General features: G+C 55.3%; 19 protein-coding genes. 10 read left to right on the top strand and 9 right to left on the bottom strand.

Annotation, left to right across the window (positions count from 1 at the left end):
• Positions 1-3 precede the first annotated feature (3 nt).
• From PHD44_RS00315 to PHD44_RS00285, 7 genes are all read left to right on the top strand, one after another.
• Positions 4-3,117, top strand: a complete 3,114-nt coding sequence (locus tag PHD44_RS00315; protein ID WP_300186634.1) for a type I restriction endonuclease — start codon at positions 4-6, stop codon at positions 3,115-3,117.
• A 252-nt stretch (positions 3,118-3,369) separates the two neighbouring features.
• A complete protein-coding gene (locus tag PHD44_RS00310) occupies positions 3,370-3,825 on the top strand; it encodes a DUF6367 family protein (RefSeq protein ID WP_300186633.1) in 456 nt (151 codons plus the stop codon).
• Between the two features lie 16 nt (positions 3,826-3,841).
• Entirely contained in the window at positions 3,842-4,045 is a 204-nt protein-coding gene (locus PHD44_RS00305) for a hypothetical protein (RefSeq protein ID WP_300186632.1), read from the top strand.
• Positions 4,042-5,451 carry a helix-turn-helix domain-containing protein gene (locus tag PHD44_RS00300; RefSeq protein ID WP_300186631.1) on the top strand — a complete coding sequence of 470 codons (1,410 nt, stop codon included), beginning with the start codon at positions 4,042-4,044 and terminating at the stop codon, positions 5,449-5,451. Before PHD44_RS00305 ends, PHD44_RS00300 begins: the two co-directional genes overlap by 4 nt.
• A 200-nt stretch (positions 5,452-5,651) precedes the next feature.
• Entirely contained in the window at positions 5,652-6,548 is an 897-nt protein-coding gene (ttcA, locus tag PHD44_RS00295) for a tRNA 2-thiocytidine(32) synthetase TtcA (protein ID WP_300186630.1), read from the top strand.
• A gap of 162 nt (positions 6,549-6,710) precedes the next feature.
• Complete coding sequence (locus PHD44_RS00290) at positions 6,711-7,436, top strand: tRNA 2-thiocytidine biosynthesis TtcA family protein (RefSeq protein ID WP_300186629.1); 726 nt, start codon at positions 6,711-6,713, stop codon at positions 7,434-7,436.
• Complete coding sequence (locus PHD44_RS00285) at positions 7,433-8,374, top strand: lysophospholipid acyltransferase family protein (RefSeq protein ID WP_300186628.1); 942 nt, start codon at positions 7,433-7,435, stop codon at positions 8,372-8,374. Before PHD44_RS00290 ends, PHD44_RS00285 begins: the two co-directional genes overlap by 4 nt.
• On the opposite strand, the gene PHD44_RS00280 is transcribed toward PHD44_RS00285, so the two are convergent.
• The 9 genes from PHD44_RS00280 to def are packed head-to-tail and all read right to left on the bottom strand — an operon-like array spanning position 8,371 to position 19,644.
• Complete coding sequence (locus tag PHD44_RS00280; protein WP_300186627.1) at positions 8,371-9,366, bottom strand: lysophospholipid acyltransferase family protein; 996 nt, start codon at positions 9,364-9,366, stop codon at positions 8,371-8,373. The genes PHD44_RS00285 and PHD44_RS00280 overlap by 4 nt on opposite strands.
• Entirely contained in the window at positions 9,363-10,814 is a 1,452-nt protein-coding gene (locus PHD44_RS00275; RefSeq protein WP_300186626.1) for a potassium transporter TrkG, read from the bottom strand. The genes PHD44_RS00280 and PHD44_RS00275 overlap by 4 nt, the downstream gene beginning before the upstream one ends.
• A 28-nt stretch (positions 10,815-10,842) precedes the next feature.
• A complete protein-coding gene (trkA, locus tag PHD44_RS00270) occupies positions 10,843-12,219 on the bottom strand; it encodes a Trk system potassium transporter TrkA (protein WP_300186625.1) in 1,377 nt (458 codons plus the stop codon).
• Positions 12,220-12,244: 25 nt separating this feature from the next.
• Entirely contained in the window at positions 12,245-13,630 is a 1,386-nt protein-coding gene (locus PHD44_RS00265; RefSeq protein WP_300186624.1) for a sigma-54 dependent transcriptional regulator, read from the bottom strand.
• A gap of 12 nt (positions 13,631-13,642) precedes the next feature.
• Positions 13,643-16,090: an ATP-binding protein gene (locus PHD44_RS00260; protein WP_300186623.1), complete on the bottom strand. Its 2,448-nt coding sequence runs from the start codon at positions 16,088-16,090 to the stop codon at positions 13,643-13,645.
• Positions 16,087-16,728 carry a DUF4390 domain-containing protein gene (locus PHD44_RS00255; RefSeq protein WP_300186622.1) on the bottom strand — a complete coding sequence of 214 codons (642 nt, stop codon included), beginning with the start codon at positions 16,726-16,728 and terminating at the stop codon, positions 16,087-16,089. The genes PHD44_RS00260 and PHD44_RS00255 overlap by 4 nt, the downstream gene beginning before the upstream one ends.
• Positions 16,694-18,190, bottom strand: a complete 1,497-nt coding sequence (gene rsmB / locus PHD44_RS00250) for a 16S rRNA (cytosine(967)-C(5))-methyltransferase RsmB (RefSeq protein ID WP_300186621.1) — start codon at positions 18,188-18,190, stop codon at positions 16,694-16,696. Before rsmB ends, PHD44_RS00255 begins: the two co-directional genes overlap by 35 nt.
• Positions 18,183-19,118: a methionyl-tRNA formyltransferase gene (gene fmt, locus PHD44_RS00245; protein ID WP_300186620.1), complete on the bottom strand. Its 936-nt coding sequence runs from the start codon at positions 19,116-19,118 to the stop codon at positions 18,183-18,185. The genes rsmB and fmt overlap by 8 nt, the downstream gene beginning before the upstream one ends.
• A 10-nt stretch (positions 19,119-19,128) precedes the next feature.
• Positions 19,129-19,644, bottom strand: coding sequence for a peptide deformylase (gene def, locus PHD44_RS00240; protein WP_300186619.1), 516 nt, complete (start codon positions 19,642-19,644; stop codon positions 19,129-19,131).
• 502 nt (positions 19,645-20,146) lie between these two features.
• Between def and PHD44_RS00235 the strand changes: the two genes are divergently transcribed.
• The 3 genes from PHD44_RS00235 to PHD44_RS00225 all read left to right on the top strand — a co-directional run bounded on the left by PHD44_RS00235 (position 20,147) and on the right by PHD44_RS00225 (position 23,330).
• Positions 20,147-21,328 (top strand): LysM peptidoglycan-binding domain-containing protein, encoded by a 1,182-nt coding sequence (locus PHD44_RS00235; RefSeq protein ID WP_300186618.1) that lies wholly within the window; start codon positions 20,147-20,149, stop codon positions 21,326-21,328.
• 299 nt (positions 21,329-21,627) lie between these two features.
• A complete protein-coding gene (dprA, locus tag PHD44_RS00230) occupies positions 21,628-22,782 on the top strand; it encodes a DNA-processing protein DprA (protein ID WP_300186617.1) in 1,155 nt (384 codons plus the stop codon).
• 47 nt (positions 22,783-22,829) lie between these two features.
• Positions 22,830-23,330, top strand: a complete 501-nt coding sequence (locus tag PHD44_RS00225; protein WP_300186616.1) for a DUF494 domain-containing protein — start codon at positions 22,830-22,832, stop codon at positions 23,328-23,330.
• Positions 23,331-23,525 lie beyond the last annotated feature (195 nt).

Genomic DNA, 23,525 nt, shown 5'->3' with positions numbered 1-23,525 from the left:
CCTATGAGCCTTCACAAAGAAATCAACTTTGAGACCGAGATTTGCGACTACCTTGCCGAGCATGGTTGGCTGTATGCCGAAGGCGATGCGGCTAGTTACGACCGTGCACGGTCCTTGTTCCCGACTGATGTACTGGCCTGGGTGCAGGAAACGCAGCCCAAAGCCTGGGAAACGTTAACCAAGAACCACGGCTCGCAGGCGGGTGAAACCCTGCTGACCCGTCTACGGGATCAACTCGACCAGCGCGGCACGTTGGATGTACTTCGTCACGGTATTGAACTGTTGGGTCTGAAAGCACCGCTGATGCTCGCGCAGTTCAAACCGGCGTTGGCCATCAATGAAGACATCCTCGCCCGCTACGCGGCTAACCGGTTGCGTGTGGTGCGGCAGTTGCGTTATTCCCTGCACAACGAGAACAGCATTGATTTGGTGCTTTTTCTCAACGGCCTGCCGATCGCCACGGCGGAGCTGAAGACCGATTTCACCCAGAGTATTGGTGATGCGGTGGATCAATATCGCTTTGACCGTAACCCGAAGCCCAAAGGCCAGGCCACCGAGCCGTTGTTGTCTTTCCCCAATGGGGCGTTGGTGCATTTCGCGGTGAGCAACAGTGAAGTGCAGATGGTGACCAAACTGGCTGGCCCGGCCACGGTGTTCCTACCGTTCAACCTGGGCAATGACGGTGCGGCTGGCAACCCGGTGAACCCGCAAGACGGCCATCGCACCGCGTATCTGTGGGAACAGGTGTGGGCACGCGAAAGCTGGCTGGAAATCCTTGGCCGTTACCTCATCGCCCAGCGTGATTCGAAGAAGAAGATCGAGAAGATCATCTTCCCTCGCTTCCATCAACTCGATGTGACCCGCAAGCTGCAATCCGCTGTGCTGCAGGATGGGCCGGGCGGTAAATATCTGATCCAGCATTCCGCCGGATCGGGCAAGACGAATTCGATTGCCTGGACGGCGCATTTTCTCGCCGAACTGCATGACGCCCAACACAAGAAGGTGTTCGATACCGTGTTGGTTGTATCCGATCGCAATGTGATCGACGCCCAGCTTCAGGAGGCGCTGTTCGATTTTCAACGCACCAGCGGTGTGGTCGCGACGATTACCAACAAGGACGGTAGCAAAAGCGGCAAGCTCGCCGAGGCGCTATCGGGCGATAAGAAGATCGTGGTCTGCACGATTCAGACCTTCCCCTTTGCGCTGGAAGCCGTGCGTAAGCTGGCCGCCACGCAGGGGAAACACTTTGCCGTAATCGCCGATGAAGCACACAGCTCGCAAACCGGCGAGGCGGCAGCAAAACTCAAAGCCGTGCTGAGCCCTGAAGAACTGGCCGAACTGAACGACGGCGGTGAAATCAGCACCGAGGACATCCTAGCGGCGCAGATGGCGACGCGGGCAGATGAAGGCGGCATTACCTTTGTCGCGTTTACGGCGACACCCAAGAACAAGACGATGGAGTTGTTCGGCACGCGGCCCGACCCCTCACGTAAACCGGCACCGGACAATGTACCGATGCCGTTCCATGTCTATTCCATGCGTCAGGCCATTGAGGAGAAGTTCATCCTGGATGTGCTGCAAAACTACACGTCGTACAAACTGGCATTCAAGCTGGCGCATGACGGCAAGGAGATTGATGACAAAGAAGTGGATCGCAGCGCGGCGCTGAAAGGCATCATGGGTTGGGTGCGCCTGCACCCCTACAACATCGCGCAGAAAGTAGAGGTGGTGGTCGAGCACTTCCGCAAATTCGTGTCACCGTTACTCGATGGCAAGGCCAAGGCGATGGTGGTGGTCGCCAGTCGGCTGGAAGCGGTGCGCTGGCAACTGGCGATCGAGAAATACATCAAGGAACACAGCTATAAGATCGGCACGCTGGTCGCCTTCTCTGGCGAGGTGAACGATAAGGAATCCGGCCCGGATGGCTTCACCGAAAACAGTCCCGCTCTGAATCCTAATCTGAAAGGCCGCGACATTCGTGAAGCCTTCAAAGGCGATGAGTACCAGATCCTGCTGGTCGCCAACAAATTCCAGACCGGCTTTGATCAACCGCTGCTGTGCGGCATGTATGTGGACAAGCGGCTGGCCGGTATTCAGGCGGTGCAAACCTTATCGCGCCTGAACCGGGCCTACCCCGGCAAGGACACCACCTACGTGTTGGATTTCGTCAACGACACCGAAGAGGTGTTGGCTGCCTTCAAGACGTATCACACCACGGCAGAACTCTCGGCCACCACCGACCCGAATCTCGTTTTCAACTTGCGCGCCAAGCTGGATGCCGCTGGCCTTTACGACAATTTCGAAGTGGAACGCGTAGTCGCAGTCGAACTCAACCCGAACGCCAAGCAGAGCGAGTTGATCGCGGCGCTAGAACCGGTGCAGGATCGGGTAATGAAGCGCTACAAAGCTGCCCAGAATGCGCTGAAGGCAGCGCAGGAGAAAGAAGACGGCAAGGCTATTGAAGCCGCACAGGATGAGATGAATACGCTGATCCTGTTCAAGAGCGACATGGGCGCGTTCCTTCGTCTGTATACCTTCCTGTCGCAAATCTTCGATTACGGCAACTCAGCCATCGAAATGCGCGCCATCTTCTACAAGCGTCTGCTGCCACTATTAGAATTTGGCCGGGAACGCGAAGGTATCGACCTCTCGAAAGTCGTGCTGACGCACCATCACCTGAAGAATATCGGCAAAAAATCCATGCTGCTCAACGAGGGTGATGCGCCCAAGCTCGACCCCATATCCGAGGCGGGCAGCGGCAGTGTGCAGGAAAAACAAAAAGCATACATGGCCGAGATCATCGAGAAAGTGAACGACCTGTTTGAAGGCGAACTCACTGACCAGGACAAACTGGTGTACGTGAACAACGTCATCATGGGCAAGCTGCTGGAATCGGAAACACTACGGCGACAAGCAACGAACAACACCAAGGAGCAGTTTTCTAATTCTCCAGACCTTAAAACCGAACTGCAGAACGCCAATATGAGCGCCTACGATGCACACACATTGATGAGCACACAGGCGCTAAATTCACCCATGGTTCAGGCTGGACTTCTAGACATCTTGCTCAACCACGCGGGACTGTATGAAGCACTCCGTTCACTACCTGCGGCTTGATGAATTGATTTTCTGGTGTTGTGTGCTGTGTGGGAAGGCAGTTAGGGCATTCATCTCAATCAAAAATCCGCATAACAAGCTATCCTGGTTTCATTGACAATTATATTTGCTTCGCTCCACCACGAGAAACGAATGGAATCAATCAACTTAAAGCGCACAGTGAAATCAATAATCACACCACATTGATTAAGAAGCCCCACCAAGGCAAGACATTGAGATGAAAACCTTGCCGCAAACACCAGGACGCATAATATGAAACTGTTTTCAATTATTGAAAGCCACAACAAGACTCGAGAGCCAAATGATATCTCCATTCTTATCTCAGACTCAGTTTTTTCTTACAGCGCACTTAGCCAAGTGCAAGAAAGCATTTGGATTGATTCCGATTACAAAGGGTGGAAATATAGAGTTGATCCAGAAAACCCCAGCATTCCACTCAAGCGCCATGTTCACATCGCAAAAAGCAAACATACCAACTCAAAAAATATGCAAGCATCATGGAACAGTGATGGAACACGACATGATAAAAAAACTTTCAACCAGAGCATCGGGAGCATAAAAAGGGTTCGTGAAATAGCCAGAAATATTTTAAAAATTGGAACTGAAATCACGCTAGAAAGCTACTCTGAAAATCCAAATGAAATATCCATAATAAATGAAGTAACCCTATCTCCAGATGGAAAAACAGGACATATATCAATTAAATAACACGGGAATAAATCTCATGGCCACACCCATCATTAAAACCGAAACAATTAAATCTAAATCCGATCTAAAATTAATATTTCTGGCGGATAAAATCCCGAACAAGTCATCAATAATAACACACAAAGAACGCCAGGAAATATTATTTAATCACGGATTTTTAACACAAAAGCCTCAAGAGCCCCTTGTGCTCACACATAATTATGATGTAAAACATTTATGAAGTATTATTCACCATTCAACAAATCCATTCAAGACTTAAATCCTTCGGATCTAAATAATCTGAAGATTGTTTCTGAGGGGTGGTACATCGAGTACAAACGACAACTTCCAGATTCAATCTCAATAGCAAAATCCATCTCAGCATTTGCAAACACATACGGTGGCTGGTTATTTATTGGAATCAATGAGGAATCAAAAGAGAACCCAGTTGCCGGTGATTTTCCTGGCGTCCCATCAATCGATATTGATTCATCACTTCAGAGATTGAGAAAATCAGCAGCGGACAGCCTCAACCCAACCCCTTATTTTGAAACAAATGTTTTACATGGCCCTGATGAAGAATGTGGATTACAGAATGGTTACGCTGTGATATGCGTATGGGTTCCGCAAAGCAATAACGCTCCACACATTCACAAAACCGGTAGAATTTACAGACGAGTCTCCGATGCTTCAGAGCCAAAAGCAGAAAATGATCGTTTTGTTTTGGATCAATTATGGCGACGCTCTGATAATATCAATAATATTTACAAAACATGGTACGACAAGGACCCTGAGTTCTCACCGAATGAAAAGAACTTTCCTTTCATTCGAATCATGTTGGTGGCAGACAGGTGGATGAGTCGTGATATTAATATTGATTTCAACGAAGATGAAGTGCGCACTGCCTTAAGCGAAAGCTCCCATATCTCATCCATACCATTTGATACCGTATATACACACGGAGATATGTTTATTGGACGCCAACTCAAGGGAAATGACCCTTTTAATCTCGGTCTTACCTGGACTTTGAGACGCAACCTAGTCAGTGATGTAATCGTGCCATTACCTTTTTACTCATTTGACAATCTCACGATTATTTCAGATGAACTAGATGGGTATATATTTAAAGATTTTTTTTCAAGCACACTAAATGGCTTTAATATAAAAAAGGGTCGAGTTATTGACTTAAATTACCTATTCAGCGTACTCATCGGAGTCGCCGGAATCCAAGATAGATTGTGTCACATGGCAAAATGGAAAGAAGGCTACCATTTTAAAATTAAAATTCTAAATTCCTGGAGAACCATTCCTTTCCTTGATGTTCATAGTGTTATTCAAAGATTTGAAAAAAATGGGCCTCCAATGATTTTAAATTCAACATCCTCCCTACCAAGAGGAACTGATCCAGAAACTTACATCAGCATACCAAAATACACAGATATTGATGACCCTGGGGATCGCGTACAACATCAAGGATCATTTATGTTTACGGCGATTGCTTTATTATTTGGCATCCCCCCTTGGTTAGACAAGCCTGAAAATGATCCTGATGGAATGGACTATTATCAAGAACTTTATAATGCCGCTAAACGCGCGCTTGATGCACAAACGAAAAGAAATATTAGACAAGGCCTGCTATCTATATAGATAACTTAGCAATAAATTGTATTTATTTATCAATCATGCGCGCTCTTGTGAACCCAATGTATAATTCAAGCACTGACGTAGCTATAACTAGCACGCCTCATGACCATGTTTTGCAGATCCGGAAGGCCCACCGCATCCACCCTTTCGTTCAAGCCTCTAACTCAAACTTGGACGACAATTAGAATTTTTGGAATAGATGAATGAGCAACGCCGATAAAAGAAAAAAGAAACTACGCGGAAATGTAGGAAAAGCCATTGCAGATTACGCCATGATTGAAGATGGTGACAGAATTATGGCATGCATTTCTGGCGGGAAAGACTCTTACGTAATGCTTGACAGCTTACTTCATTTTCAACGGGTGGCGCCTATCCGCTTTGATATTGTGGCTGTCAATATGGATCAGAAGCAACCCGGGTTTCCAGTACATACCCTTCCTGAATACTTCAACTCATTGGGGATTGAGTACTACGTCATTGACAAAGACACCTACACTGTCGTCAAAGAAAAGATTCCAGAAGGCAAGACCACATGCGGACTTTGTTCAAGACTTAGAAGGGGAACTCTTTACGGGTTTGCCGAAGACATTGGCGCAACCAAAATTGCCCTGGGCCACCACATGGACGACATCGTTGAAACACTATTCTTGAACATGTTTTTCCAAGGGCAACTGAAAGCCATGCCACCAAAACTTCTCAGTGACGACAAAAGAAACATCGTAATTCGTCCTCTTGCATATTGCCGTGAAAAGGACGTGGAAAGGGTCGCTTCTGACTTGGGAGTCCCAATCATCCCATGCAATCTCTGCGGATCCCAAGAGAACCTTCAGAGGAAGAACATCAAGACCATGATTGCTGGTTGGGGATCGATTAACCCTGACTGCGTTGAAAACATCTTTCATAGCATCCAACACGTGGCACCAAGTCAACTTGCGGATACAAGCCTCTTTGACTTTCTTAACCTTACTCTAGACAGATCAACTGCAAGACAAGAACAAGAGTTCGGGAGAGTCGAAGTGTCTTCGAGTGGGAGTCTTTTCGGCACGCCACCACGACTAGAAGAGTATGGGAATCAAGTTATCTCCTGGCACTCAAGGTGATGGGCATGAGCGAGAGCAAATTTTGCAGATACACACCCCATCACACGATGCGGTTAGGGTTCAAATTTGTAAAGCTTGAATCGTCATCTCAGGCGGCCCGAGGAGTCCAACTTGCTACAAAACTCACATAACTTTACATTTTCTGTATTTTTTGTAAAACAAATGGAATATTTATATGGCGTCAACCTTGTCGTTGGCATCTTTTCAATTGCATATTCCCCCTATTTTTATAGCCCATACGGTAAAGATTCGCTTTCCCTGCTCCATTGCCTGCGGCATGTTCAGCGCCGGGCACCGATCTCCTTAGATCTGGCCGCCATCACGGTCGACCCGCAGGTTGGCGGATTCGATCCCGCGCCGCTGGTGCCTTATCTCGAAAAACTCGGCATCCCCTATTTCGTGGAACGGGAAGATATTGTCGGTCTGGCCAATGAGCACATGCGCGGCGATTCCTATTGCGCCTTTTGCGCCCGTATGAAACGCGGCCTGCTGTACAAAGCGGCCAGGCGGGAGGGTTATAACGTACTTGCACTCGGCCAGCACCTCGATGATCTGGCCGAAAGCTTCCTGATGAGCGCGTTTCATGGCGGCAAACTCAACACGATGAAAGCGCATTATCTCAACGACGCGGGTGATGTTCGCATCATCCGTCCGTTCGTTCGTGTGCGGGAACGCATGCTGGCGGATTTCGCCACCCAAAACCTGCTGCCGGTGATCCGGGACAACTGCCCCGCCTGTTTTGCCAAACCCACGCAGCGCGAGCATTTCAAGCAATTGCTGGCCGCCGAGGAGCGACTTAATCCGCAACTGTTCCGCTCACTGGCCGTCACGCTCACGCCATTGATGCGCGATGGTTTGGAGAAGGCGCTATCAGCGCAGACACGATGAACAAGCGCACCGCACAAAGCCACGGACGCCCCAGACGAAGCGCGCTAAGATTGCTTCTACTCAGGGGACTCTTGCGACTGTTCGCCCGGTTGCCGCTGCGCTTGAGCCATGCCATCGGCGCGGGCATCGGCTGGCTCGCCTGGATAACCCACAGTTCAATGCGCAAAACCGCGGCAGACAACATTCGCCGCTGCCTGCCGGAATTATCGACCGAACAGCAAGATCAGCTGGTCTGGGAGACGTTGCTCGAAACGGGCAAGACGCTGACCGAGCTGGGCGTCATCTGGCAAGGTTCTAGGGAACAAATCGAAACGCTGGCCCGCGAAGTGCGGAACGAAGAGATTCTGATTCAAGCGATGGCTGCGGACAGGGGCGTCATTCTGCTCGCGCCGCACAGCGGGGCCTGGGAACTGGGCGGCCTGTTTACCGCCACGCGCACGCAGATGACCACACTGTACCGCCCGCCGAGGGAACCGGCCTTCGAAGCCTTGATGAACCGTTCGCGCGAACGGTTCGGCGGCAGGCTCGTGCCTGCCAATCGCCACGGCGTGAAAGCATTGCTGATGGCTTTGCGGCGGGGCGAACTGGTGGCGATTTTGCCCGATCAGGAGCCGAATGTCGGCGAAGGTGCGTTTGCGCCGTTTTTCGGTCATCCCGCCTACACCCTGACACTCGTGCATAACCTGATGCAAAAAACCGGCGCGATTGCCATTCTGGGACGCACCGAACGCCTGCCTCGCGGGCAGGGTTATCGTCTGGGTTATTTTGAAGCGCCGATCGGCATGTACGACCCCGATCCGGCCATCGCGCTGGCCGCGCTGAATCAGGGTATCGAACAGATGGTGCGGGAGAATCCGGCCCAATATCAATGGGTTTATCGCCGATTCAGACGCCAACCCAACATATCGGGGAAAGCCACCTCGGGAATGGTCGATTAAGACGCGTACAGATCGGCTCGATCACTCGTCGCCGTCTTGAAGAGTTTCAGCGACCACATGTATTGCGGCGGATCATCCCTGATCAACCGTTCCAATGTCTGATTGATCACCGCTGCCGCATCCGTGCTGGCTTCCGCTGGCACTTTAACCGGCGGCAAAAGCAACAACCGATACCGTCCGCTGGCCATATCCAGTTGCCCCAGTGCGGGATAAATCTCTGCCTTACCCAATGCAGCGATCCTGCCTGCCAGTGGGATGGTGGCCTTTTCGACACCGAACAGCGGCGCGAATACCGAATCCCCCTGGCCCAGATCTTCATCGGCAATGTAGAAAAACCCCTGCCCTGCCCGCAGATGACGCAAATGCGGCTTCAAGCCTTGTTCACGCGGATAAACGCGGGCACCGTGGCGCACCCGTCCGCGCTCGAACAACCAGTTCAACAGTCGATTTTTACCGAAGGGTTTGTACATGGCCGAGCCGGTCATGTTCATGGTGAAAAAATGGCCGATCCACTCCAATCCGGCGCCATGCCCTGTCAGCACCACGCCACCTGTGCGAATCAGGCGGGCGAACAATTCGGGATCACTTACCTCTGTCTGGCTTTTGAGGTAATCCACCGAGCGAAACCAAAGCCTGCCCAAATCAAGCACGGCATAGGCCTGCAATTGAAAATGCGCATCCCGCCACGCCAGGCGCTCTTGCAATGCATGATCGGGAAAACATACTTCAAGGTTACGCTCGACGATACGGCGGCGCTTGGGGTAGGCCCGTTGATAAAGACCGGCCAGAGCAATCGCAAGCGCCCGCCGGACAGCGTGCGGCAGATAAGCCAGCAACCACAGCAACCCGACGAAAAACCAGACAGGCCAATAACGCGGGCACAAAAACGACCAGCGGAACGGTTGCGCCCAGACAAGTGCCCCATCACGCGCACTTTGGCGTGAAGACGCGGATGAATCAGGCGACCCGGCCGATGAAGTTCTTTTGGTCATCGCCGCCAGAACATGGGTAAAAACAACACCAGAACGGTGAAGATTTCCAGACGCCCCAGAATCATCGCCACAATGCTGACAATCAGAGTGCCATTCCCCACACTGGCAAAATTATAGGCCACCGTACCCAAGCCAGGCCCAAGGCTCGTCAGGGTCGCAATCGCGGCGCCATAGGCGGAGACCATATCCAGCCCGGTCATCATCATGGCGAAGAAAGTCAGCACAAACACGAATACGTAAGCGGAGAAAAAGGCCCAGACGGCACTGATCACCGACGGTTCGATCGCGTGCCCGCCCATCTTGACCACGAACTCGGCATGGGGATGCACCAATCGGCGAATTTCGTTCAGCCCCTGCCGCGTCAAGAGAAGTAAGCGCACACTCTTGAGCCCTCCCGATGTCGAACCGGCGCACCCCCCGATCAGTGCCGTGGTAATCAGCAATACGGGCAAAAAATAGGGCCAGGTCGTGTGGTCGGTAATCGAGAAACCGGTTGTCGTAATAAAAGACACCAAATTGAAAAGCGCCCAACGAAAATCATGCAGCCAGCCGACTCTCGGCATATCGAACAGCATGGTTGCTACCATGAGCACGTACAGTACGATGACCAACAGGATGAAAAACTTGAACTCGGAGCTCAGCAGGTAGACCCGTAAGGAAAACTGACGCAAGGCCAGATAATGCAGCGCCATTGGCGTAGCACCGAGCAGCATGAAGGCCACCGCGGTCATCTCCATTACCGGGCTGTTGAAATAACCGAAACTCGCGTCGTGCGTTGAGAAGCCACCCGTCGCCAGCGTGGAGAACGCATGACCGACGGCATCGAACCAGCTCATACCTTCCAGCTTGAACAAAAAGGCACACAGCAATGTCAGGCCGGCATAGACCAGCCAAAGCAGCTTGGCCGTTTCAGAAATCCGGCCGGACAGACGGTTATCCTTCATCGGGCCGGAAATTTCAGCTTTGTACAACTGCATGCCACCGACGCCCAACAGCGGCAGGAAGGCCACTACCAGCACGATGATGCCCAAACCGCCCAGCCATTGCAGTTGCTGACGATAGAACAGCAACGAACGCGGCAGCTGATCCAGCCCGACCAGTACCGTTGCGCCCGTGGTGGTGATACCGGAAACCGATTCAAAAACGGCCTGAATGAAGTTGATGTGCAACATCGGCTGGAAATAAATCGGAAAGGCACCGATCACCCCCAGCACGACCCAGAACAGCACGACGATCAGCAGGCCATCCCGCAATTTAAGCTCGCGTCGATATTTCCGTAACGGCAACCAGATCAATAACCCGAGCGTCGTTGTGATGAAAAAACTGTACTCGAAGGGGCGCAGATCGGCATCGCCCATCATCGAACCCACCAACCAAGGAGGAATGAACGTCAGCCCGAACACCATCAGCAACAATCCGAGCACACGGAACACGACAATAAACTGCATGGCCTGAGTCCTTTACCCTGTTCTCGAATCAGAAGAAGCCGAAGCGTACGGTGAACAACTCTTCGATATCCCGTACGTGGCGCTTGTCCGTCAGGAACAGAATGACGTGGTCGTCCGCCTCGATCACCGTGTCATTATGTGCGATCAGCACATTGCCCTCGCGCAGTAGCGCACCGATGGTCGTACCCGGCGGCAACTTCAGTGCGTCTACACGACGCCCGACCACCTGCGACGTATTGGCATCGCCGCGCGCAATGATTTCCATGGCCTCGGCCGCGCCACGACGCAGAGAATGCACGCTGACGACATCTCCTCGACGCAGACGCGTGATCAGGCTGCCGATGGTGATGTTGTGTGGCGAGAGCGCAATATCAATGGTGCCCATATGGATCAGATCCACATACTCGCTGCGATTGACGATACACATGACCTTGCGTGCGCCGAGCCGTTTGGCCAGCATCGCGGCCAGAATGTTGTCTTCATCGTCATTCGTCAGCGCGAGAAAGACATCCATATCCTCGATGTTTTCTTCGATCAGTAACTCACTGTCGGTCGCCGATCCAGTCAGTACGATGGTGTGATCAAGATCGGCACTCAACTTGCGCGCCTTCTCGGGATTATTGCTGATGAGCTTGACCTGAAAACGTGATTCCAGCGCGGCCGCCAGCCCGCCACCGATATTGCCGCCACCGGCGATCATGATGCGGCGATACGGTCGATCGAGTCGACGCATCACGCTCATGACCTTGCGGATGTCCTCGGTTCGGGCAAGAAAGAACACTTCATCGTCGGCTTCGATCACCGTGGCACCATCCGGATGCAAGGGTGTATCCCGCCGGAAAATGGCAGCCACACGTGCCTCGACATCGGGCAGAAGAGCGGCGAGATAGCGAATTGGCTGCCCGACCAACGGGCCGTCGGCATCCGCGCGCATACCGATCAGCCGAAGCTTGCCATCGGCGAAATCACGCACCTGCAACGCATCCGGGTACTCGATGAGCCGGACGATGTAATCCTTGATCAAGCGCTCCGGGCTGATCATGTAATCCACCGGAATCGCGTTGTTATCGAACAAGGCGGGGTGATCGAGGAAGTCGGACACACGAATTCGGGCGATTTTGGTCGGCGTGCGGTACAACACCCAGGCGACTTCGCAAGCCAGCATATTGGTATCGTCCGCACTGGTCACGGCAATAAGCACATCGGCATCCGCCGCGCCCGCCTCTCCCAACACGCTCGGTTGGGCGCCGTACCCCTGGACGGTACGAATATCGAGCCGCTCCTGCAGCCGCGCAAGCGCGGAGGCATCCGTGTCGACGACGGTGACCGAGTTCCGTGTTTCATGAGACAACACCGTCGCCAGGGAGGATCCGACCTGCCCTGCGCCCAGGATGATGATTTTCATAGAAAACCTTAATTATTTAATGTGTTCAACTGCGTTCATTCGCGCTGATACCCAAGGATTTCAGCTTGCGATACAAATTGGTCCGTTCCATGCCGGTCAGCCGGGCAAGTTCGGTCATTGATCCGTCGCAACTCTTGAGCTGCGCCAGCAGATAACGTCGCTCGAACTCATCGCGCGCATCACGCAAGGGTAAATCGAGATTCAGGGAGATCAAGGTCGAGCTGGCCGCATCGTCTGATGCGTCGATCGATGGCAGAACACCCAGTGCCCGCTGCACTTCCTGTTCATCGATGGCATCGCCCGTACCAAGGATCAGCATGCGTTGCACCAGATTCTTCAACTCGCGCACATTGCCCGGCCAGGCATGGGCTTTGAGCAGGTTGCGGGCCCCGATGGTCAATTCGCGCCGGGGTAAACCTTCGATGCGATGCGCCGCTTCAAGATAGTGGGTGAGCAGCACGGGCACGTCCTGGGCGTGGTGGCGCAGAGGTTCGATCCGCAAGGGCACGACAGACAAATGGTAGAACAGATCCTCCCGGAACCGTCCCTGCCGCACTTCCGTTTCCAGATCCTTGCGGGTGGCCGCAATCACGCGTACATCCACCTGCACCGGTTCGGCGCCACCCACCCGGAAGAAGGTCTGATTCTCGAGGGCGGAAATCAGCTGCATCTGGGTCTGCTCGTCCATATCCGCCGCTTCGGCAATGAACAACGTGCCGCCATTGGCCTGTTCGAGCAGACCGTACCGGATCTTGCCCTCGCTTTCCGCACCGAACAGCTCGATGGCCGCATTCTGGCGCCCCCCCATGGCGACGCCGCCGGTATCGATGAACGGGAAATGTCGACGGGGTGAATGCTGGTGGATAAAGCGCGCCAGTGCCTGCTTGCCGGTGCCCGGCTCGCCGGAGATGAGCACCCAGGCATCATGCCCGGCGACCTTTTTCGCCTGTGAGCGCAGGGTGGACATGTATTCGCTGTCCCCGATCAACTCGAACGGATCGGGAACGCTACGCTTGAGTTGTTCGTTTTCACGGCTCAAACGGTTATTTTCAAGGCCGTGTTCGATGACGAGCAGCAGTTTGTCGAGTGAAATGGGTTTTTCGATGAAATCGAATGCGCCTAATCGCGTGGCTTCCACCGCAGTCTCCACCGTGCCATGACCGGACATCATGACCACCGGCCAAACCAGTTGATCCTGCTCGGCCCATTCACGCAGCAGGGAAATACCATCTTGGCCCGGCATCCAGATATCCAGAAGAATCAGATCCGGACGACGCGCGGCAATCAGGGCACGTGCTTCGTTCGCATCGGCCGCGCTGGATACCGTATACCCTTCATCCGCCAGCAACTCCGCCAGCAAATTGCGAATTTCAACTTCATCGTCAACGACCAGAATGTGTCCAATACTCATGGTGTGCCATTGTTATCCTGAATGATCTAAATCGGCATCCGCACGGGTCTCGTGCGGACGGCGGAACAAGTCCCTCGGGGCATTATGCCTGCTTGTCGAATCCAGGGGAGACGTTTCTGGACGATCTTCCTGCGAACCCGTCAGGATCGAAGATGACGACATCGTCTCCACTTCCGTATTCACCGGTATCTCTGGAAGCGCAAAGGGTAAACGAATCACAATGCGCGCGCCTGTTTTCGTACCGGCCACACCCCGCGCCGGGATATCACCGTGCAATTCGACGGGTCCATCCTGCACATTGGAGGCCAGCACCATACCGCTATGTTCTTCCACGATTTTCTTCACGATCGCCAAGCCCAGTCCCGATCCCTTGGGGCGTGTCGTGGTGTACGGCTCAAACAGGCGATCAATCATATCTTCAGGGAATCCCGGGCCATTATCGGTTACCGTCAACTCAACCAGAACCAGACCGCCTTCCTGATGCAACCCGGTCGATAGCGTCACCTCGGGTTGTTCGCCGCCGGGGCAGCCCTGCTCGGTCATTGCCTGCTGCGCATTGCGAATCAGGTTGTGCAATACCTGCCGAATCCGCCCCGGATCGGCACGCACGGGCAGCGGATGCCCGGCGGATCGATGCAGCACGGGGATATCGCCGCCTTTGTACAAATCGATAACTTCCGAGACCAGCTCATCCAGATCCAGCAATTTCAGGGTGATCTGTGGCGAGCGCGCGTATTCGGCGAATTCATTCACCATGAACTTCATTGCCTCGACCTGACTGATGATGGTCTGGGTCGAGCGATCCAGAATCTGCGCGGACTCATCGCTGAGGTTGCCCAGCAACCGTCGACGCAAGCGCTCCGCCGATAACTGAATGGGCGTAAGCGGGTTCTTGATTTCATGCGCCAACCGACGCGCCACTTCGGACCAGGCCGCGTCGCGCTGGGCCTGAATCAGGGTGGTGACATCCTCGAAAACCAGAACAAAACCACCGGTCACATCATCGGCTGGCAATGCAGCCACACGACTCAACAAGATGCGTCGCCCGGCATCGCCCATGATCCGCACCTGGGCTTCAACGGTGGCACCGGCCGGCAATTGCCCAGGCTCAAGCAGATGGCTGAAAGCGGCACAGATCGGCTCCAGATGGGGGTATGTCTGGCAAATCTCGGTCAGCGTGCAACCGTCGATGTGCTGGCTGGCGATACTCAACAATTGCGTTACGACAGAATTGCTTCGTGTGATGCGGCCATCTGGCGACAGAGTCAGCACACCGGATGAAAGATGTTGAATCACCGTCTCCAGATAATCGCGTTCCTGATCCGCCACTTCCTGAAGCTGCTGCATGACCTGATGCGCCCGGCGCACCCGCGCCGTCATCGTGTTGAACGACTGCACCAGCTGCCCCAGGTCGTCCCGACGATCCACAGGCAAGCGGAGGCTATAGTCCCCCTCGGCGACCGCTCGTGTCCCGGCAGCCAGCTCCTGAATCGGCGCCAACAGCTTGCGTGCGGCGATAAAGGCCAGCCATACCGCCGTCAGCAAGGACAACAGCAATGCCAAGGTCAGCGCAAAGGTAAAGGTTCTTTTCAGCGATTTGTGGAGAAAAATCAAGGAACGGTATTCGTTGAAAGCAGCCTGCACGCTACTCGATAGCTGGTTCGCACGCGGCGAAATGGAATACAGCGCCTGCAGGACTTCACTACTGCCATCACCGGTCAGGCCCGCCGTGAGCGGGACGACGACCCGGATACGCATGGAATCCCCGCCCCCGGGATCAAGCCCGATAAAGTCCTTGCCTGCGCGGGCATGGCTCAGTGCCGTTTCGTCCGGGCGGGAAGGCACGATGGCCTGCATATCATCCGAGGCGGAGGCCACAATCAGGTTGCGAGAACCGAAAATCGTCATCTCATGGGCGCCGGTATTGCGGCGTACCGCGTTCAAATCCAGGGCAACCAGATCACCCGATACGCCCTGGAGCTGTTTGGCCGCCCGCAGGGTTTCATTCATGGCGGTACGCATCTGCCCGTCAAATGCCAATTGCGACAACGAGAGTGCATCCGACATCGCCTGTTCGACCTGCACATCGAACCAGGAATCGATGCCACGCTGGATGAACGATACGGAAAAATAAAACACGATGAGCACGGGGGTCGAAGTCAGTCCGACAAACGTGAGCACCAGCCGCGCGGTCAGGCGAGCGCCGGGCACCCCGCGCCGATAATTGCTGACCAGCCGGATGATGTGCCCGAGTACGACCGCAGCCAGAAACAGAATCCCCAGCGCAGACAGCCCCAACAGGGAAAGATAGAGATGCTCCGGCTGGTTGGCCCGCTGGAGCGATTCCGAAATCAAATACATCAGAATCAACAACAGTACGACGACCATCACGCTGATCGGTGGTACCAGTCGACGAATCCAACGGGTGTAGAACTGCCCCCAGCGGCCGACAAACTTCACAAACCGTCTCCCGTATCTGCCCCGACTGTCGGCACAGCCCAGGAAAACCAATCGCTATTGAGTGACCAGCGGGAATCGAACAAGGCCGGCAACCTCAGTGGCAAGGGCAATTTGTTGACATCCAGCACCATACGCACCCGCCCGACCAACGGGCCGCGGCCTTTCAGATGCTTGGCGGTCGTCACCGGCCACGCACGAATCCGTTGCAGAGAGCGCAACGCACCATCCAAGGTACTGAAACTGCGCGCCTCGTGTTCAAGCGTATCGGTCACGAGCCAGGTTTTTGACAGTGCATGGTACTCCAGTTGATAACGCCGCTGATCCGAGGCAACTTCATCAGGAAACCACCAGTCACGCGGCGATTCGATGACGGAAATCATCGACAGGTTGAGTGGGATGGCATTGCGCATGGCATCAATCATCTCCTTGTCGAGCACAAGCTTGAGGTCGACATCGAGATAGACGACACCCTCTCGAATCTCCGCATGTGCGCGCACAATGGTCGCGCTGGAGGCACTGGCCTCGGTCCCGGGCAGCGCGAACAGAAGGAGCAGGAAAAACGACAGCGCCGACACTGCAGCGCGGCAGCGATCAACCGCCCGATCAGTTTTTTTCCAGCACAGCATAAAAGAACCCATCGTGCCCTTCCGGAACAGGGAAAACCTGTCGCCCCAGAAACTGCCCATCGGTTTGTCGCATCTCGCCCCAATCCACAGCCATGGGCAGCGCACGCGCATCACCATGCCGCCGCAAGAACGCGGCAATCTGCGCCGCGTTTTCCCGATCCAGGATGGAACAGGTGGCATAGACCATACGCCCGCCCGACTTGAGCAGTGACCAGAGCGCATCGAGAATCGCAGCCTGTCGCGCGACCAGAACGGGCAAGTCTTCCGGTCGGCGTAAACGTTTGATGTCGGGATGACGCCGGATCACCCCCGTTGCCGAGCAGGGCACATCGGCAAGGATGCGATCGAACGGCTGACCATCCCACCAGTCTTGCGGTGCGCCCGCATCACCAACAATCAAACGGGCGAACACCTGACCGCGCTCCAGGTTTTCCTGCACCCGGGCCATACGCGTGGTATCGATATCCACTGCCGTCACACTTGCTTGGGGTTGATGTTGCAACATGGCCAGCGTCTTGCCGCCGGGCGCGCTACAGGCATCGAGCACGTGCTGCCCCGGCGCCAGATCGAGCAGGTCGACAACCCACTGGGCGGCTTCATCCTGAACCGACACCTGCCCCTCGCCGAAACCGGGCAGGCGGTCGACATCCATGGGATGGACCAGATTGAGTCCGCGCGTCGAAAAGGCCGTGGGGTTTGCCTCGATCTCCATCGAAGTCAGTTGCTCGCCATAAACCGCCCGATCACCCACCACACGCAAGGTCATGGGTGGATGCGTCGCCAGCGCGAACCCTAGGCGGGACGCGCGCTCCTCCCCCCAATCGGCCACCAGCGCCTCGAACAACCACGCCGGCAAGCGCGCGGCAGCAGCAGGCGTGGCTCCGGCAAAGGGATCAACACCTTCCTCGATTTGACGCGCCGCTCGTCTCAACACTGCATTGAGCAAACCGGTCGCCCACGGATGCCCGAGCTCCCTTGCGGCTTGCACAGCGGAATTGACAGAGCGCGAGGCCTCTCGACGTGCGCCGCGAATGCGCTCCAGCCCGACCAGAAGCAACAACGCGATAATGGCCGATTTGGCGGGGATGGGTCGCTCCAGCAGGCTATCTCGCCAGAATACCAGCGCCTCATAATGCCGAAGCACCTCGTAGCCCATCGCCTGAACCAGACCGCGATGAACCGGCTGCGCCTGGGACAGCACCCGCCCCAGGGCGGCATCGAGCGATACCCCCTGAACAACGACAGACAGCAGAAGCTGAGCCGTCAAGGCTTCGGGAGACAATCGGGGCAAGGTGCGCGGATCGACCCGGACGGGACGATCCGGATCAAAGTTGGCTGCCGAGCGCTGATGCGGCCTATGCGATGATTTCGCCGAAGAGCCCTTCTGTGCCTGGCCTTTCGGGGTAGATGGGGCAGATCGATCCGAACGGCCGCCCCATGGATTTCTTTGCGCGTTTTTGGAAGAATCAGTCAAAGCGGGCACCGAGCAGTTGATGGTTACGTGCAAAATCGGCCGCACAAATCCGCTTTCCACCCGCCTGCTGACAGGCCAGCACCCGCACCCCCCCTGCGGCAGTAGACACAACAAACCCCGAAGCATCCACCGCGACCACGGTACCGGGTTCGGCTTTCGGGCTGTTCGGTTCGACTTCTGCGGACCATATTCGCAATGGGGCAGACTTGAACTCGGTATACGCAACCGGCCATGGATCGAACGCGCGCACGCGGCGTGCCAGCAGGTCGGCCGGTTCGCGCCAGTCCAGGCGACCTTCCGCCTTGCTCAATTTCGCCGCATAGCAGGCCTGGGCATCATCCTGCGGCTCGGGCGTGATTGAACCTGCGATGATACCGGGCAACGCGGCCATCAAGGCCTGCGCGCCCAATTCGGCCAATCGATCATGCAGCGTGGCCGCCGTATCGGTTGGCCGAATGGCCAGCTCGACCTTGTGCAACATATCGCCGGTATCCAGGCCCTCGGCCATCTGCATGATCGTGATACCCGTCACCGAATCGCCCGCTTCGATGGCACGCGCAATGGGAGCCGCACCACGCCAGCGCGGCAACAGCGAGGCGTGAATATTGATCGCACCCAGTCGCGGGGTTTCCAGAACCGGAACCGGGAGAATAAGGCCATAGGCGGCAACAACCATGAGGTCGGGTCGGTAACCGGCCAGCGCAGCCTGCGCCGATTCATCACGCAAGCTCGACGGCTGTTCCACGGGGATTCCCATCGCCAGCGCGGCTTCCTTCACCGGTGACGGTGTTAATTTCTGCCCGCGACCGGAGGGACGGTCGGGCTGGGTGTACACCGCCACCAGTTCCACTGAATCATCCGCCGCCAAAGCTTGGAGAGCAGGCACGGCAAACAAGGGCGTGCCCGCGTAGATGATGCGCACCGTCATGCCGATTCCTTCATGCTGATTCCTTCTGGCGCTGGGCCTTTTCGAGTTTCTTGCGGATACGCTGGCGCTTGAGCGGCGAAAGGTAATCGATAAAAAGACGCCCATCGAGATGGTCGATTTCATGCTGAATACAGATAGCCAGCAAACCACTCGCCTCACGTTCAAAACTCTTGCCAGAAGCATCCTGCGCGCGCACGTGAACGGCTTCTGCGCGCATCACCTTGTCGGTGACACCGGGGATCGAAAGGCAACCTTCTTCCGATTCGACCGAGCCACTGCGATCAAGAATCACAGGATTGATGAAAACCAATGGCTCCGGGGCACATCCGTCCTCGGCACAGTCCGCCACAAACAATCGTTCGTGCACGTTGACTTGCGTCGCGGCCAAACCGACGCCGCGAGAGTCATACATTGTTTCCAGCATCTGCTCACTTAAACGCTGGACGCGCGCGTCAAACTGCTTCACCTCGGCAGCCACCCGGCGCAGTCTTTCATCGGGAAAAAGCAACACTTCAAGTAACGACATATCCAACAAAACTCACTAAAAAATACTTGGAATAAATTCCGGGGGGGGGGGGATCACACATCCAGCCTTAGGGAAACTTAAGAATCATTCCATCCTGGAATAATTCAGAGGACGAAAATCAAAAAATGTGATTTTTAATTCTTCATGAACACTCATTTAAGTGTTCGTTCATGGCGGCACAACCCCATATCCTCAACCTAGGGCAAAAACCCCGAAAAACAACACCAGACAGCTATCCATCATCGCAGAAAAACATCACCGCCCACCTATTTTGCAGATCAATCTGCACGCGCCTGTGGACGCGGCGCTCAAATTCTTTTACAAATAAGCTTATTTGCCGCAACATTGTACGCGAGCCCAAGCTTTGTACCTAGGCCACTTGCCTAGACCACATACTTGAGTCATGTACACGGGCGGTGTTGCGCGAACCCACAAGCACCAAGGGTTCGGCCACTGCCCCAATGTTGCCCCGTTTTCGGCTGAAAACCCAAGGATGTTGCCCATGAGATCGTCAAAAGGATTACCGGTTCTACTCTCGTTTTCCCTCATTACCACCGCGTTGCTGTCTGGCTGTGCTGCCGAGCGTCCGCCCGTCAATATCGTGAACCAGCCCGCGCCGGATGGACTGCCGCTTGGCGCCACGCGCGGCCCGGTCAAAGGCACGCTGACTCCGGACGAAACCAAGGCGCAGTTCATTTCGCTCAAGGCCAATGAATACACCGTCAAGAAGGGCGACACGCTCTGGTCGATCGCCAACCACTTCCTGAAAGACCCCTACTACTGGCCTGAAATCTGGTATGACAACCCCGAAATCAAAAACCCGCACAAAATATACCCCGGCGACAAGATCGGCATCATGTACATCGGCGGTAAACCGCGCCTGGGCATCACCCTGCGCCCCCATATTCGCTACGAGACACTGCCGCCCGCAATATCGGCCATCCCCTTGGAAGATTTGAAACCCTTCCTGTCGTATGACCAGATCATGTCGGAAAAACAATTAGAATCGGCACCTTATGTTCTGGCAAATCGTGATCAAACGACGTCCACCAGTTTCGGTGATGTCGTGTACGCACGCCCGGCGCTGACGGAAAACTCGAACACGTTCTCCATTCTCGGCAAGGGCAGGCCGCTGGTCGACCCGGTCACAGGCGACTTCCTCGGCTATCGCGCCATCTACAAAGGTCAGGCCGAAGTGATGCACCGCGGTGACCCGACGACGTTGCGCATCACCAAAAGTGCCCGCGAAATCCTGGATGGCGACCGTGTGCTACCCGTCATCAACGAACCGTTCGACCACGATGTCACGCCCAGTATTCCGGCCGTGCCAATCAACGCGGTCGTTATCGACATCCCCGATGCCATTACACAAGTTGCGACCTATCAGGTTGTGATTATCAATGCCGGCAGTAATAACGGCCTGGTACCCGGCGATATGCTGCGCATCAGCAAGCCTGGCCAAATTGTCAGTGACAAGTACACAATCAACCCCAAAGAGCTGGCAGAAAACAGCAAGCCTGAAGGCTTTGAAATTCCTTCGCCGCCCAGAGTCAAATTGCCCGACTTCCCAATCGGCACCGCCATGGTCTTCCGTGTGTACGATCGCGCAAGCTTGGCGCTGGTGGTTCAAACCAAGCGGCCAGTGCGCATTGGCGATTTGCTGCAAACCCCAACGGCCGACTGAGGCGCCCAGCCTCAGGACCGTGTCTTTTCCTTGGGAGCCTCTGCACGAATCGATGGTGCCTCTGGCTTGCGGGTTTGTTCGCAATCAAGGCGCCGACTCGAAGATGGGCTCATTGCCCATCAAGAGGCAGCAACGCCGAGTGCGGGCAAACCCGCAAGCCCCATCCGGGCGGGCCGTCAAGGGCCCATCTGCGGCGTTGCGGCGCTTGAGAATGGCTACGGCCATTCCCCGCGCACCGCGCCTTGCACCTGGACCCTTGGCGGCCCGCAGAGACACTATCGATTCGTGCAGAGGCTCCCTTGCTGACCTCTGAGCACCAAACAACGCCCGACGCCGATGCGCGCCGGGCGTTACTGTTTCTGATCACCATCAATGGCATGGGCCCGAAACGTCTGCGCCGACTTCTGGATGCATTCGAAACACCGCTGGCAGCCCTACAGGCACCCGCATCGGAATGGATCCGCCTGGGCCTACCCGCTTCTCTGGCCCATCAACAACCTCGCGGCATGGCTGATCGTGTCGAAACCATGCTGTCCTGGCTCAATGAATCCGAACAGCACCATCTGGTACTCGCCGGGGAAAAATCCTACCCACCGCAACTTGCCGACCTTCCCGACGCGCCTGCGGCACTCTTTGGCAAAGGCGACATCCGGCTAATGCAAGAACCACAACTTGCCATCGTCGGCGCCCGTACACCGACGAGCGGCGGGATTAACAATGCGCGCGCCTTCGCCCGCTATCTGTCCGCGCAGGGCCTCGTCATCACCAGCGGACTGGCGCTGGGAATTGACGCCGCTGCCCATCGCGGGGCTCTGGCCGCTCACGGCGCCACCATTGCCGTCATGGGAACCGGACCGGATATCATCTACCCGCGCGAACACCGTGAACTCGCCGAGCAAATCGTGGCACAGGGTGGCTTGCTCATCAGCGAATGGCCCCCCGGCACCCTGGCCAGAAAGGAGCATTTCCCTCGGCGCAATCGGCTGATCAGCGGTCTGTCGGAAGGCGTTTTGATTGTAGAAGCCAGCCTGCAGAGCGGTTCGCTCATTACCGCGCGCCTTGCCGCCGAGCAGGGGCGCGAAGTCTTTGCCATACCCGGATCGATCCACAACCCCTTGAGTCGCGGCCCGCACCGACTGATCCGGGAAGGCGCCAAGCTGGTCGAAACCGCCCAGGACATTTTCGAGGAACTCATCGACACCCTCGGCGCACGCCTGCGTCAAATGGTCGACACCGCCTCGTTCGAACCAGAGCCAACCACCGTTCCCGCCGCCCACCTCGACCCGGAACAACAGAAAATTCTGGACTGTCTTGGCTTCGATCCTCAATCTGCAGACACGCTGATTGCATCCAGCGGATTGACCCCCGCCGAAGTTTCCTCCATCCTCCTCATGCTTGAACTTGCTGGACACGTCACCACCTTACCCGGAGGGTTGTATGTGAGAACGGCCTGACGGACGGGCAACCGTGCGTCGTTCAACTTCGTCCCCTGAGAGATTCCATGAAAGAAACCGTGCTTGATTTGTTGATGTATCTGTTTGAAAACCATATGGAAGAAGAACCCCACTTGCCTCCAGCGCCGCTGCGCACGGATCTCCAGAAAAAACTGCTCCATGCCGGTTTTGACGCTGATGAGATCGGACGCGCGTTTTCCTGGCTGGATGCGGCAGCCAGCGAACCGGCAGAGCTATCCAACTTGCCGCTGGCAGAAGTCAGCGCGCCCAAGCCAACCTCGTTCCGCGTATTTACGGCCGAGGAACAGATGGCCCTGGATGTCGAGTCGCGTGGCCTGCTGGTCCAACTCGAGGCTATTGGTATCTTGAGCGCCCAGACACGGGAAACCGTCATCGAGCGCGCACTGGCATTGGATAACGAAGAACTGGATCTCGAAGACATCAAATGGGTCGTCATGCTCGTGCTGTTCGCCCGACCCGGCGAGGAAGCCGCATTTGCCTGGATGGAAGACCTCGTGTTCGCCGAAACAGCAGAATTGTTGCACTGATTTTTAGCGGAGGTCTGCACAAATACAGATCTTCCCGCGCAGGGCATCGACGCCCTGCCGCTCAATGATGCAAGTCATTGAATTGATTGCCCGTGCCGGGCGTTTATCGGCACGGGTGTTTCAGCACGAAGCCATGGATTGATTCTTGCAGAGATTTCTTAATACACCTGATTAGCATCCTTAAGATCGCCGAGT

The organism is Halothiobacillus sp. (assembly GCF_028710545.1).
GTDB lineage: Bacteria > Pseudomonadota > Gammaproteobacteria > Halothiobacillales > Halothiobacillaceae > Halothiobacillus.
Note: the sequence above shows the minus strand (reverse complement) of the source record. Positions and strands in the feature narration are given on the sequence as shown.